General features: G+C 33.1%; 15 protein-coding genes. 13 read left to right on the top strand and 2 right to left on the bottom strand.

Going from position 1 to position 14,369, the window contains the following annotated elements; all coding sequences use genetic code 11:
* Positions 1-3 precede the first annotated feature (3 nt).
* From AWE51_RS14365 to AWE51_RS14385, 5 genes are all read left to right on the top strand, one after another.
* On the top strand, positions 4-921 hold the full coding sequence (locus AWE51_RS14365) for a TIGR01777 family oxidoreductase (protein WP_066314534.1): 918 nt from the start codon (positions 4-6) through the stop codon (positions 919-921).
* Entirely contained in the window at positions 918-1,379 is a 462-nt protein-coding gene (locus tag AWE51_RS14370) for an SRPBCC family protein (protein ID WP_066314535.1), read from the top strand. The genes AWE51_RS14365 and AWE51_RS14370 overlap by 4 nt, the downstream gene beginning before the upstream one ends.
* 125 nt (positions 1,380-1,504) lie before the next feature.
* Positions 1,505-2,059 carry a sigma-70 family RNA polymerase sigma factor gene (locus tag AWE51_RS14375; protein ID WP_066314536.1) on the top strand — a complete coding sequence of 185 codons (555 nt, stop codon included), beginning with the start codon at positions 1,505-1,507 and terminating at the stop codon, positions 2,057-2,059.
* 7 nt (positions 2,060-2,066) lie between these two features.
* On the top strand, positions 2,067-2,321 hold the full coding sequence (locus AWE51_RS14380; RefSeq protein ID WP_066314537.1) for a hypothetical protein: 255 nt from the start codon (positions 2,067-2,069) through the stop codon (positions 2,319-2,321).
* A gap of 44 nt (positions 2,322-2,365) precedes the next feature.
* Entirely contained in the window at positions 2,366-2,620 is a 255-nt protein-coding gene (locus AWE51_RS14385; protein WP_066314539.1) for a hypothetical protein, read from the top strand.
* Here the strand turns inward: AWE51_RS14385 and AWE51_RS14390 are convergent.
* A complete protein-coding gene (locus AWE51_RS14390; protein ID WP_066314542.1) occupies positions 2,609-3,439 on the bottom strand; it encodes a UbiA prenyltransferase family protein in 831 nt (276 codons plus the stop codon). The genes AWE51_RS14385 and AWE51_RS14390 overlap by 12 nt on opposite strands.
* A gap of 135 nt (positions 3,440-3,574) precedes the next feature.
* Between AWE51_RS14390 and gcvP the strand changes: the two genes are divergently transcribed.
* The 6 genes from gcvP (at position 3,575) to AWE51_RS14420 (ending at position 11,028) form a co-directional block, all read left to right on the top strand.
* The gene (gene gcvP / locus AWE51_RS14395; RefSeq protein ID WP_066314544.1) at positions 3,575-6,430 is read left to right on the top strand and encodes an aminomethyl-transferring glycine dehydrogenase; all 2,856 of its coding nucleotides are present in this window, start codon (positions 3,575-3,577) and stop codon (positions 6,428-6,430) included.
* Positions 6,431-6,496: 66 nt separating this feature from the next.
* Positions 6,497-6,862, top strand: a complete 366-nt coding sequence (locus AWE51_RS14400; protein WP_066314545.1) for a group III truncated hemoglobin — start codon at positions 6,497-6,499, stop codon at positions 6,860-6,862.
* Between the two features lie 117 nt (positions 6,863-6,979).
* Positions 6,980-8,038, top strand: coding sequence for a 3-oxoacyl-ACP synthase III family protein (locus AWE51_RS14405; protein ID WP_066314547.1), 1,059 nt, complete (start codon positions 6,980-6,982; stop codon positions 8,036-8,038).
* A gap of 85 nt (positions 8,039-8,123) precedes the next feature.
* Positions 8,124-8,651 (top strand): methyltransferase, encoded by a 528-nt coding sequence (locus tag AWE51_RS14410; RefSeq protein ID WP_066314548.1) that lies wholly within the window; start codon positions 8,124-8,126, stop codon positions 8,649-8,651.
* A gap of 10 nt (positions 8,652-8,661) precedes the next feature.
* Positions 8,662-9,504: a glycosyltransferase gene (locus AWE51_RS14415; RefSeq protein ID WP_066314549.1), complete on the top strand. Its 843-nt coding sequence runs from the start codon at positions 8,662-8,664 to the stop codon at positions 9,502-9,504.
* 117 nt (positions 9,505-9,621) lie between these two features.
* Entirely contained in the window at positions 9,622-11,028 is a 1,407-nt protein-coding gene (locus tag AWE51_RS14420) for a TlpA family protein disulfide reductase (RefSeq protein ID WP_066314550.1), read from the top strand.
* A 70-nt stretch (positions 11,029-11,098) separates the two neighbouring features.
* Here the strand turns inward: AWE51_RS14420 and pafA are convergent, their stop codons facing one another.
* Entirely contained in the window at positions 11,099-12,733 is a 1,635-nt protein-coding gene (gene pafA, locus AWE51_RS14425; protein ID WP_066314552.1) for an alkaline phosphatase PafA, read from the bottom strand.
* A gap of 132 nt (positions 12,734-12,865) precedes the next feature.
* Here pafA and AWE51_RS14430 point away from each other — a divergent pair, with 132 nt between their 5' ends.
* Positions 12,866-13,603: an MlaE family ABC transporter permease gene (locus AWE51_RS14430; RefSeq protein WP_066314553.1), complete on the top strand. Its 738-nt coding sequence runs from the start codon at positions 12,866-12,868 to the stop codon at positions 13,601-13,603.
* The gene (locus AWE51_RS14435) at positions 13,603-14,367 is read left to right on the top strand and encodes an ABC transporter ATP-binding protein (RefSeq protein ID WP_066314556.1); all 765 of its coding nucleotides are present in this window, start codon (positions 13,603-13,605) and stop codon (positions 14,365-14,367) included. Before AWE51_RS14430 ends, AWE51_RS14435 begins: the two co-directional genes overlap by 1 nt.
* The last annotated feature ends 2 nt before the right edge of the window (positions 14,368-14,369 follow it).

Raw genomic sequence — 14,369 nt, forward strand, 5'->3', positions numbered from 1 at the left:
AACATGAAAAAAATTGTTATTGCTGCAGGAACCGGATTTCTAGGCAGCGTTCTAACCGAGCACTTTAAAAATAAATTTGAAAGCATAATCATACTAACACGTGGCAAAAATAAAACCCAAAACAATATGAAATTCGTACACTGGGATGCAAAGACCCTTGGGAACTGGAAAACAGAAATAAATAATGCCGACGTACTTATTAATATGACAGGTAAATCAGTTGACTGTAGATATACTAAAAAAAACAAAAAGCTAATCATGAGTTCTAGGATTGCCTCAACAACAGTTTTAGGTAAAGCGATCAAAGAATGCAAAAATCCTCCAAAAGTATGGCTTAATTCTTCTACAGGAACGATCTACAGACATTCTTTAGATAAAGAAATGGATGAGATTAATGGAGAAATTGGAACAGGATTTTCTGTCGATGTTGCTACTACATGGGAAAAAACATTTTTTGATCAACACACTCCAAATACGAGAAAAGTAGCACTCAGGACATCTATAGTTCTGGGAAGAAACGGCGGCGCTTTACCACCAATTATAAATCTCGTAAAAATTGGTTTTGGAGGCAAACAGGGTAATGGAAACCAAAAATTAAGCTGGATTCATGAGGTAGATTTTGCCAGAAGTTTAGAATTTATAATTAATGATAACAATATTTCTGGACCAATAAATATCGTATCGCCCACACCTACCACAAATGTAAAATTCATGAAAGCCCTAAGAAAAACTATGCAAATGCCAATCGGAATATCTTTATCAAAACCCATCTTAGAATTAGGTGCTAGATTTATTAAAACGGAAACCGAACTAATACTTAAAAGCCGAAACGTAGTCCCGCAAGAACTTCAAAACAATGGTTTTAATTTTTCTTACCCAGATTTAGAAAACGCTTTCGAACACCTTATTTATTCTAAATGATTACAAAACTACATCTCATAACAGAAATAACAGCACCTATACAAGAAGTTTTCAACCTATCTAGAAATATAGATTTTCATATACAATCTGCAAAGAAAACAAACGAAAAGGCCATTTCGGGAGTTACTCAAGGATTAATTAACCTAAATGAAACGGTCACTTGGAAAGGAAAGCATTTTGGAATCTATCTTACACATCAAAGTAAAATTACCGAACTTGATTTTCCAAATAGTTTTACAGATGAAATGATTAAAGGACACTTTAAATCCTTTAAACATCAACATCACTTCAGTAAAACAGCATTAGGTACAAAGATGATTGATATTCTCGAATATCAAACACCTTACGGTTATATTGGAAAAATCTTTAATGGACTATGCTTAAAAAGACATCTCTTTAATTTTCTAACCACAAGAAACGAATCTATAAAAACTCATTTAGAAACAAAAAAACGATAATCAATACTAATTATAATATTCTTTGTAAGGAAGCAAAAAGTATTACAACTAATTATTCGTTAAGTAAGCACATTAAGATTCAACTTTTTATCCTATTTTTGGGGAATACAACAATAGAAAAAATCATGTCAACAAACACCATAGACCCCAATTCATGGATTGATAAGTATAGTGATTACCTATTCAATTACACGATTGTACGAGTTGATGATAGAGAAATTGCTCAAGATCTGGTACAAGAAACGTTTTTTGCAGGTCTTAAATCGATGAAAAACTTTAAAGGAGAAGCGAGCGAGCGTACCTGGCTTATTTCGATTTTGAAAAGAAAGATTATTGACTATTATCGAAAAATAAATAGTAATAAAGGTAAGGCTGAAGTAAGAATAAATTATAGTACAGATTCTGAAACTGAAGGAGATTGGCTAGAAGAGCGAGTTGCAGATCCTTTTGATGGTAATGCTGAAAGTGAAATAGAAAATGAAGAATTGGGCTTAGCCATACACAGTTGTTTGGATAAGTTACCAGAGAAGCAAGCTGTTATCTTTAAAATGAAAACTATACAAGGCTTTGATACCGAAGCTATTTGTAATGAATTTGATATTACTGCGTCTAACCTATGGGTCATAATACATAGAGCTCGTACGGCAATGGCCGAATGTTTAGAAAAAAATTGGTATTAGAAATAAAATGAGTAAAGAAAACAAAATTTTAGTCAGTTGTTCTGAAGCAAATCACTTTTGTGATAAGAATCAATATAAAGAAGCAACTTTTTGGGAAAAAGTAAAGCTTAATATACATCTAATATATTGTAAAGCATGTAGAAAATATACTGCTAAAAATATGAAGCTAACAAAATTAGTGAAAGACCCAAAAGTGATAAGTATTGATAGATCACAAAAAGAGGCAATGAAAGAAAAACTTAAACAAAAAATGCTAGAATAGGGTTAACATTAACCACGCCCCAAATTAAAATAACATAATATGCAATGAAAACTACTAATAACATATTCGTGTCATGCGAACAGGCAAAGTATATCTGTGATAAAAATCAATACGGAGAAGCAAGTGCATTAGAAATTATACAGCTCAATCTGCGTTTAGTATACTGCAGAGTGACTCGAGCGTATTCTAAAAGAAATACCAAACTTACGCAAATGATAGAAAAATCTAACATTCAGGCGATAGATGTTTCACAAAAGAAAGTGATGAAACAAAAACTACATGAAGAGTTAACTAAATAGGTTCTCTAGTACGAATAGTATTAGTAACCAAAAAATAGGAACACTCTCTACCCAAAAAGAACAATAATATTCTGATTGTTTTTTTTCTGTGCCCCACAAGAACAAAAGACTTATAGTCGTAACTAAAATCGTACTTAATATCTCTATAGAGTTAAGTTCGTCCTTTACTGCAGTTAACAATAAAAATAATACCAATAAAATACTGCCAAACACTTTTGTTCTTGTTACTCCAATTTTTTGAGGAACTGTTTCTAAAGAAAGATCATCATACTGAAGATCTCTTATCTCAAATGGCAACATCATAACCACTATAAATAAAAATCGTTGCACTATTTCGACAATAAAATCAAAATTCATCAGATTCTCTCCTGCATAAACAAGTGGAACTAAAACTGTAATACCTGCCCAAACTGCTCCTATTATAAAGATTTTGACACCTGCTAGACTTCTCAGATTCTTATTATTAGGAAATACTGGCACGGTATACAATATGGTTAATGCAATAAAAGGAGATGTATATAATACCGTTTCGAATGGTATTTTAAAAACTGTGTATACAAATCCTATACAAGCCAGTAACGTTAACAAATGAATGCTTTTCATCGATTTTGTTAAGCGCTTATGGTATAACTTAGATACTTTAGAATATTTGACAAAATTATAGGCTACCAGAGAAGTGAAAAAGCTATAAAAAAGAATTGTATAATCGTAAGGAAACCCTATTTTAATTAAGGTTACCTGAACTAAAGCACACACTGCTAAAGAAACATGAATACTACTATTTATATAAAATCTAAAAATACTTTTTAAGGTTTCCACGTTGCAAATTTAGGGTAATCTGTTAATAACCCCCCGAAGTTGGTTAAAAACTTGACACCTTCTCGTTAATTAATTGTGAAATTTTCAGGATTAAATATGTATTTTTGAAATCTCAATTTCAACTGTTTTTTTGCTATGAAAACTGACTCATTTAAACTGCGTCATATTGGTCCTTCAACGAGAGACTTAAGCAGTATGCTCAATACTATAAAAGTAGATTCTATCGAGCAACTTATTTATGAAACTATTCCAGATGATATTCTTTTAAAACAACCGCTTAATCTTGATTCTGCAATGAGCGAACAAGAATACTCGGCGCATATGCAAAGTCTATCTTCTAAGAATAAAGTATTTAAAAGTTATATTGGTTTAGGATATCACGAAGCTTGTTTGCCAGCCGTAATTCAACGTAATATATTAGAAAACCCGGGTTGGTATACTGCATATACTCCTTATCAGGCAGAAATTGCTCAAGGAAGACTAGAGGCACTATTAAATTATCAAACCATGATATGTGACCTTACAGGAATGGAGCTAGCCAACGCATCTCTTTTAGATGAAAGTACTGCGGCAGCCGAAGCTATGACAATGTTATTTTCGGTTCGTTCGAGAGATCAGAAAAAAAATAACGTCAATAAGTTTTTTGTTTCCGAAGAAATCTTACCACAAACACTATCTCTTCTTAAAACAAGAGCGATACCTCTTGACATCGAATTGATTATTGGAGATCATCAGGAGTTCGATTTTTCAGAACAGTTTTATGGTGCCATCTTACAATATCCAGGTAAATCAGGAGAAGTATATGACTATGCCGATTTTGTTGAAAAAGCTCATCTTTCTAATATTAAAGTTGCTGTAGCTGCTGATATTTTAAGTTTAGTTTCACTAAAATCACCAGGAAGCTTTGATGCAGATGTAGTTGTCGGTACAACGCAGCGTTTCGGAATTCCACTAGGTTACGGTGGACCTCATGCTGCTTACTTTGCCACAAGAGAAGCGTACAAAAGAAATATCCCAGGAAGAATAATTGGTGTTACTCAAGACACTAATGGTAATCGAGCATTGCGTATGGCGCTTCAAACTCGAGAACAACATATTAAGAGAGATAAAGCAACTTCCAACATCTGTACTGCACAAGTATTACTGGCTGTAATGGCTGGTATGTATGGGGTATATCACGGTCCAGAAGGATTACAATACATCGCAAACAAAGTAAATGCTTCGGCAGTAACCTTAAGTAAAACAATAGAAGCTTTAGAATTTAAACAATTAAATTCTGTATTTTTTGATACTATTCGTATACAAGCCGATGCCAAAAAAGTAAAAGAAGTTGCCGAAAAGCATGATGTAAATTTCTTCTATCCAGATTCGAACACCATTTCTATATCTCTAAATGAAGCAACGACTATTGAGGATCTCAATACGATTGTATCAATCTTTGCTACTGTAGCTCAAAAAGATAGTACTCAAATTAAAGAGCTAGAAGAAAGTAACATAATTAGCAGTAGTTTAAAACGTACTACAGCGTTCTTATCTAACGATGTGTTTAATACGTATCATTCAGAAACAGAATTAATGCGTTACATTAAAAAGTTAGAACGAAAAGATCTGTCATTAAATCATTCTATGATCCCTCTTGGATCATGTACTATGAAACTTAATGCAGCGTCAGAAATGTTACCGCTTAGTGATCCGCAATGGGGAAACATCCACCCTTTTGCTCCAATAAATCAGGCTCAAGGATATCAAGAAGTATTAAAAAAGCTTGAAGATCAACTTACAGAAATCACTGGATTTGCCGCAACATCTTTGCAACCAAATTCTGGTGCACAAGGTGAATTTGCAGGCTTAATGGTGATTAGAGCATATCATGAGTCCAGAAATGATCATCACAGAAACATTTGTTTAATACCATCATCTGCACATGGTACTAACCCTGCTTCTGCAGTTATGGCAGGTATGAAAGTAGTTGTAACTAAAGCTACAGAAGAAGGTAATATTGATGTAGATGATTTAAGAGAAAAAGCACTTAAGTATAAAGACAATCTTTCGGCATTAATGGTTACATACCCATCTACTCATGGAGTTTATGAATCTGCGATTAAAGAGATAACAAAAATCATCCACGATAATGGTGGTCAAGTATATATGGATGGTGCTAATATGAATGCTCAAGTTGGTTTAACAAATCCAGGAGTTATTGGCGCTGATGTTTGTCACTTAAACTTACATAAGACGTTTGCAATACCTCATGGTGGCGGTGGTCCTGGAGTAGGACCTATTTGCGTAGCACCACAACTAGTTCCCTTTTTACCAGGAAATCCAGTAATTGAAACAGGAGGCGATAATGCTATCACGGCAATTTCTGCAGCTCCTTGGGGATCTGCTCTGGCGTGTTTGATATCGTACGGATATATTACTATGCTAGGTGCTAAAGGTCTAAAAGAGTCAACCGAATATGCAATATTAAATGCCAATTACATCAAAGAAAGACTAGACGGGCATTATAGTGTTTTATATGTCGGTGAAAGAGGAAGAGCCGCTCACGAAATGATTATTGATTGTCGACCTTTTAAAGCTAATGGTATAGAAGTAACAGATATCGCAAAGAGACTTATGGATTATGGGTTTCATGCACCAACTGTATCTTTTCCTGTAGCAGGCACAATAATGATTGAACCTACAGAAAGTGAAAGTAAAGCAGAATTAGATCGTTTTTGTGATGCCCTACTATCAATTCGTCAAGAAATAGCAAGTGCAAGTTCAGAAAATCCAAATAATGTGATGAAAAACGCACCGCATACACTGGCGATGTTAACTACAGACAATTGGGAGTTCCCTTATACTAGAGAACAAGCAGCATATCCGCTAGAGTATATCGCAGAAAATAAATTCTGGCCATCTGTAAGACGTGTAGATGACGCCTATGGTGATAGAAACTTAATTTGTACTTGTGCTCCGATTGAAGAGTATATGGAAGCAGAGGTATAAAAAGAAATACGTAGAAATTATAAAGAGGCAACTTAACAGTTGTCTCTTTCTCATTACAATTCAAAAATGAAGGATATTACCACAAGAAAGGATATAGAATTTCTAATGAGGACCTTTTACAAAGAGGCGCTAACCGATCCTGTAATTGGTGTTTTTTTTACAAAAATTGCCAAGATCAAACTCGAAGAACATCTTCCGCATATAACTAACTTTTGGGAACAACAATTATTCAGAAAAGGAGAGTATAAAAAGAACGTTCTTCAAATTCATAAAGATTTACACTTAAAAAAAGAACTTCAACAACAAGATTTTGATACTTGGCTACTACTTTTTAATACCACTGTAAATACACATTTCAAAGGAGAACAAGCAGAGTTAATCAAAACACGAGCTTTGTCTATCGCAACAGTAATTCAAATTAAAACCCAATAATCAGAACATAATTATCTTCAATAAAAAAAGCTTGGGCATTGTAATATATATTATGCATGCATAATAATTGGGTTTATATTCACTACCTTCCCGTCCATAAAGTTAAAGAAGAGAATTATGAACATCAAAATAACGGGGACAGGTAGCTATATACCTACAGAAGTAGAGAAAAATGAAGATTTTGCGCATCATCAATTCTTTAATGGAGATGGAGTCCAAATTGAACACTCTACTGATATTATAATTGAGAAATTTAGAAGAATTACGGGTATTGAAGAACGTAGATACGCATCAAAACAACAAAACACCTCTGATTTAGCATTTCTTTCTGCTCAGAAAGCCATTGAAAACGCTAAAATTGATCCTGAGACACTTGATTACATTATCGTAGCACATAATTTTGGAGATGTTTCTAAAGATTCTTCACAAGCAGATACCGTTCCAAGCTTAGCATCAAGAGTAAAACATAAACTTAAGATTAAAAACCCATATTGTGTTGCCTATGACCTGCTCTTTGGATGCCCTGGTTGGATAGAAGGTATTATCCAAGCTCAATCATTCATTAAGGGTGATATGGCAAAAAAATGCCTTGTTATTGGCGCAGAAACCTTATCACGTGTTATTGATGAACATGATAGAGATTCTATGATTTATTCTGATGGGGCCGGCGCTTCTATTTTAGAAATAACAAAAAGTATCGGAGGAATCCTCTCTACAGTAAGTGCGTCTCATACTTTAGAAGAAAGTAATTTTCTGTTTTTCGGAAAAACCTATAACGACAAATTAAAAGATGATAACAGGTATATCAAAATGCACGGTCGTAAAATATATGAATTTGCATTAAATCATGTACCCAATGCTATGAAAGTTTGTATAGATAAGACTGGGATCAATATTGACGATATTTCCAAAATTCTAATTCATCAGGCAAATGAAAAAATGGATGAAGCGATTGTAAAACGATTTTATAATCTTTATGGTAAAAAAGTTCCAGAAGGAATTATGCCTATGAGTATAAAAAAACTAGGAAATAGTAGTGTAGCTACGATCCCAACATTATATGATCTTATTCTTAAAGAAAAAATACAAGATCAACGTATTAATCAAGGTGATATCATTCTATTTGCCAGTGTTGGAGCGGGTATGAATATTAATGCCATATTATACCAGCATTAGTGTTGTTTAAAAAAACTACCAATTGTAGTCGAAGTAATGTACGTAATTATCTATTTTTACGTTCATAATTACTGATTTAACAACCATGTACGAAGGGACTTTTCCTCATAAACGATATCAAAAAACTTTAGAATTTCTTAGAAATCACGTTCCATCTCCGGCACATATTCTTGACCTAGGTGTGAAAAACCCTTTTGTAGAGTTTATGGAAAAAGAGGGCTACTCTGTTCAAAATACTTCTGGTGAAGATTTGGATATCAATACCGAAGTCGTAAAAAACAACAGTGCAGAAGTTATCACTGCTTTTGAAATCTTTGAACATTTACTTGCTCCTTTTAACGTATTAAGGGATAGTAGTGCCGATAAATTGGTAGCTTCAATCCCCTTAAAACTTTGGTTTTCTCCTGCCTATAGGAGTAAAACAGATCCTTGGGATCGACATTACCATGAATTCGAAGATTGGCAATTTGATTGGCTCCTGGAAAAGTCTGGATGGGAAATAAAAGCTAGAGACAAATGGACACATCCTATAAAAAAGATTGGATTTCGACCGCTACTACGGCTCTTCACCCCTAGATACTATATTATATATGCTGAAAGAATAAAAAACTAGAGCACAAAATTTGGACATATATATCATCATACCAGCTCATAATGAAGAATGTTATATTTCTCATACACTTGAGTCTTTAGTTTCTCAAACATTACTGCCAAAAAAAATAGTAGTTGTTAATGACAATTCTACAGACAACACAGAAGATATTATTAATAACTTTAGAAATAACTACAATTTTATAACACAGGTAAAAATAAATTCCTCGCAAGATCACCTACCAGGTAGTAAGGTTATTAATGCGTTCTATGAAGGATATAAAGATGTAGACTCTAATTATGATATTATTTGCAAATTTGATGCTGATCTTATTTTTCCATCTGATTATCTAGAAAAAATGGTTAGTCATTTTAATAATACTAACCAAATAGGTATGGTTGGGGGATTTTGCTATATAGAAAAAAACCAAAAATGGGTATTAGAGAATTTAACCAATAAAGATCATATCCGTGGAGCGTTAAAGGCGTATCGAAAATCATGTTTTGAAAATATTGGTGGCCTTAAACGAGCAATGGGATGGGATACGATAGATGAATTACTTGCGCAATACCATGGTTGGCAAATCAAAACCGACTCCTCTTTAAAAGTTAAACACTTAAAACCAACCGGAAACACCTACAATTCTAAAGCAAAATATAAACAAGGCGAAGCTTTTTATCGTATGCGCTACGGCTTTTGGATTACATTAATTGCCTCGTTAAAACTAGCAATACTTAAAAAACAACCAAGACTTATTATTGATTATCTTTTAGGCTTTTTCAAAGCGCAAAAACAATCTTTTCTTGTGTCCAAAGAAGAAGGGAAATTTATACGTAAACTGCGATGGAGAAGTATAAAGAAAAAAATCTTTTAAACAAAGAAAGTATCAGTATTCTAAAGTATTTGTTTGATTTGACTCTTTTCAACTAAAAAATTAGTTGAAAAATTAATTTGTACTATATTTGCAATAAATATGTAACCTTATTCCGATATGAAAACAAGTCTATTCACCCTACTTCTGATTTTATTATTTACGGTTTCATGCCATAGAGAAAAAAAAGAAACTACAGATTATGTGATCCTAACTGGGTCTATATTAAATCACTCCAATACACCTTTAAACATTAAGGAATTCGACCAATACGGTTTTTCCCATGAAATAATGCTTTCATCAGAAGGGAGTTTCAGAGATACTATTTCCTTACCTTATAGTGGAAAGTATTTCTTAACAGATGATAAGACATTTAGTTCTGCCATCTATTTGGAACAAGACAAAGTATTAAATATACATCTAGATTTAGACCATCTTAAGAGCACGAAATTTACTGGTGATTTGGTCACTGAAAATAAGTATCTAGCTCTTAAAGATTCTGTCATTACAAATCTTAAACAACAACTAAAAAAACAAAAAGACTCTTTTTATCTACAAAAACCTACCGTATTTAAAGCTAAAATAGCAGATTTCAAAACCGATTTGGATAATCTTATTCTTAAACATCCTAATATGAAACCACAGTTTGTACAAGAGGAAAAGAGAGATAATCACTATCACTACCTTGACTATGTTTATAGGTTATACCCAGCTAGCTATAAATATTTAACCAAGCAACCAGATTTTAAATTTCCTGAAGGTTTTCTTGATGAGGGAAACGCACTAGACATTGACAATGGCGAAGATTTTAAGAGATCAATTCCTTACTGGTACTTAATTCATAATAAAATACAAATTGATGCTTATAAAAAAGCTTCAGAAGACAGTATCCCTTATCATAAAGCAGTTCTAGCAGTGTTAAACCCGCTTACAAGCAATAACATTAAAGATTACCAATTAAAAAGTATTGTTGGTCATAAATTAAAACCAGGTAATGCAAACAATGAAGATATATATAAGTTATTAATGAGTAACATCTCCAATAAAAAAGTACGCGAAGAGATTACCAATGCATACGATCGTATTAAAGCTGTTGCAAAAGGGAATGATTCGCCTACATTTGATTATGAAAATTTCAAAGGAGGAAGAACTAGCTTAGAAAATTTAAGAGGGAAATATGTTTACATTGATGTATGGGCAACATGGTGCGCACCATGTATAAAAGAAATCCCTTCGCTAAAAAAAATTGAAAAGAAATACGAAAGTAGAAATATTAAATTTGTGAGCATCTCTGTTGATCAAAAACAAAGCTATGATAAATGGAAAGCTATGATTCAAGAAAAAGAACTAGGAGGAATTCAATTGTTTTCGGATAATGCAATGCAATCGACATTTATTACAAAATATAATATTAAGGGTATCCCACGATTTATACTCATTGATCCTGCAGGAAAAATTGTCGATGCAAATGCGCCGAGGCCTTCCCATCCAGAATTAATTGAATTATTTAATACGCTAAAAATATAGCTTTTCACTATTGATTTTTTTTGTAAAAAAGTCTCAATACACCTAAATATTGAGACTTTTTATGAGCCCTTTATTGAATAACAAAAGACAATACATCTCCCGTTGCACCATTAGGAAATGTAATCCCTAACAAAGCTGAAATAGTTGGTGCAATATCTGTTATCTTAGTTTTTTGAGTCGTGCTTCCTTTTTTAATACCATGTCCGAAAAACAATAATGGAGCATGTGTGTCATATATCATTCCGCTACCATGAGTAGAACCAGTCTTAGAATATGATATTGTAGCTGGATCCATAATAACAACGACGTCTCCACTTCTTTTTTGATTAAAACCTTTCTGAATTAATCTTGCAATACCCGATGTATACTCAACAGATTCAAGTTGACTTCTGGTAAAAACTTTATCTACTTGGTTTTCTTGCAATATAAAATGTGCTATACTCTTTTGAAGTTTTTCTGCATCGATAGCATTGTTAATCAATTCTTTGTAATCAAAAAAGATTTGATTGTTTGAAATATTTTCTATTAAATTATCAGCTTTAAAGACCTCTTTAACATACGACCTTACCTTTTCTTCAAACACTTTACTGTCAAAATAACCTGCCGGAATTTTTATAGACTGTAAATATAAAGGTACATGAACTGCTCCATGATCTGCCGTTAAAAAAACAGTATACTGTCCTTTACCTACTTTTTGATCAAGTTTGTTTAACAACCTTTCTATATCAGCATCTAATCTTAAATATGTATCCTGTACTTCTTTAGAATTTACTCCAAAATTATGTCCTACATAATCGGTACTTGAAAAACTAATTGTAAGAAAATCTGTAACCTCATCTGCTCCCAGGGCTTCACCATCAATAGCTTCAATAGCAAAATCTGCAGTCAAACTATTTCCAAATGCAGTAGACTTTATGAGATCATACCCTTCATTAGCTTTCTTTAACTTTCTTAAGTCATAAGGAAATGTTGCTGTTTCTTTTCCTTCAAAACCTCTTTCAAATGTATTTAAATCTTTACCACTCTCTGTATATGTTTTAATATCTTCCTTGGTATCCCATACTTTAAAGTACGATGCCGCTTTTCCTGATGCGTTAAATTTTTTAACCCATTCTGGTAATTCATTTCTATAATATGTACTGGTAATCCATTTACCTTCATCTTTTCCTCTAAACCAATACGCCCCATTAGCTGTATGTCCCGCAGGGAGTATTGCACCGCGATCTTTTATCGCAATTCCAATAGTTTTTCCTTTTAATTGTGTATGTAATCTATTTTGATCTGCCACAGAAGTAGTTTTCATTCTATGCGGAGACATTTGCTCCATTTCACTATCAGAACCCACTGGCTTAACAGAAGGATCATTAGCACAGTATACCATCTTTTTACTAAACTTATCATACCAATGATTCGAAATAATCCCATGGTTTTGAGGTGTTGTCCCTGTATACACTGATGTATGCCCAGGTCCTGTATATGTAGGAACATAGTTAAAATGATTATTCTTACAGTTATATCCATTAGTAATCATACGCTTAAATCCACCATCACAAAAACGATTATAAAATCGAGTTAAATAGTCGTATCGCATTTGGTCAACTACAATCCCGACTACCAATTTTGGAGATTTATGAATTGCTTCTTGTGATTTACAAGGAATAGATAACATTACGAATAATGCGATCAGAAATACATTCTTTATCATTACTTTAAATTTTATAAATCTTGCTCTTTTCGAGTTTACCTAAAATAGTATTTCTGCAAATGTAAAACTTTAATAGAAGGTTAAATGGTGTAGCTATTTTTTTTTCTATTTTAGCCTTTCTAATTATAAAGAATGTTTTACTTAGACGATATCGGTCGCTATTTTTTAATGCTTAAAGGAGTTTTTAGTCGAATGACTAAAGGTTCGGTAATTAGAAATCTGATTTTTAAAGAAATAGATGACCTCATTATAGGATCTTTAGGAATAACGGTATTTCTTGCCTTTTTTATTGGAGCTGTTGTAGCCATACAAACTGCATTAAACCTTACCAATCCTTTAATTCCTAAAAAACTAATTGCATTTGCCTCCAGGCAGTCTGTAATTCTAGAGTTTGCCCCTACCTTTATATCAGTAATTATGGCGGGTAAAGTTGGATCATTTATTACGTCCAGTATAGGAACCATGAGAGTTACAGAGCAAATTGATGCATTAGAGGTCATGGGGATAAATTCTCTTAATTATTTAGTTTTCCCAAAAATCATCGCGATGCTTATGTATCCGTTTGTAATTGCTATTGCTATGTTTACAGGAATCTGTGGAGCGTATATTGCAGGAGTTTATGGGGGTTTTGTTTCTAGCACAGATTTTTTAACGGGTTTAAGAGAAGAATTTATTCCTTATCACTTGGTATATGCCTTTATAAAAACGTTCTTATACTCCTTTTTATTAGCTACTATACCATCGTTTCATGGGTATTATATGAAAGGAGGAGCTCTAGAGGTTGGTAAAGCGAGTACTTCGGCCTTTGTTTGGACAACTGTAGTCATTATTATCACTAATTATGTACTCACGCAATTATTACTAAGCTAATGATAGAAGTTATCAATTTACATAAAGGTTTTAATGGAGAAGCTATCTTAAAAGGTATTACAACTACTTTTGATAGAGGCAAAACCAATCTTATAATTGGAACTAGTGGAAGTGGAAAAACGGTATTTTTAAAATGTCTATTAGGACTTTTTACTCCCGAAGAAGGTACGATCTGCTATGATGGCTCTACATACTCTGATTTAAACGAGCAGCAACAACGTGACCTTAGAGAACAAATGGGTATGGTTTTTCAAGGGAGTGCCTTGTTTGATTCTATGACTGTTGAAGAAAATGTTATGTTTCCTTTAATGATGTTTACTAAGCAAAAAAAGGAAGAAATGACTGAAAGAGTTCATGAGGTTTTAAACCGAGTAAACTTAGAAAATGCAGACAAAAAACTTCCTTCTGAAATTAGTGGCGGGATGCAAAAACGTGTAGCTATTGCTCGGGCCATAGTGACCCGACCAAAGTACCTATTTTGTGATGAACCAAATTCTGGTTTAGATCCTAGAACCGCAATTGTTATTGATAATCTGATTAAAGAAATCACAGAAGAGTATGATATCACAACTGTGATTAATACTCATGATATGAATTCTGTAATGGAAATTGGAGAAAAAATCGTCTTTCTCAAAAACGGATATCTAGAATGGGAAGGTGATAAAACACAAATTTTCAAAACAGATAACAAAGCCGTTACTGATTTTGTATATTCATCAAATCTATTCAAAAAAGTCCGCGATGCTCAATTAAAAGGGTTATAATA

The organism is Aquimarina aggregata (genome assembly GCF_001632745.1).
Taxonomy (GTDB): domain Bacteria; phylum Bacteroidota; class Bacteroidia; order Flavobacteriales; family Flavobacteriaceae; genus Aquimarina; species Aquimarina aggregata.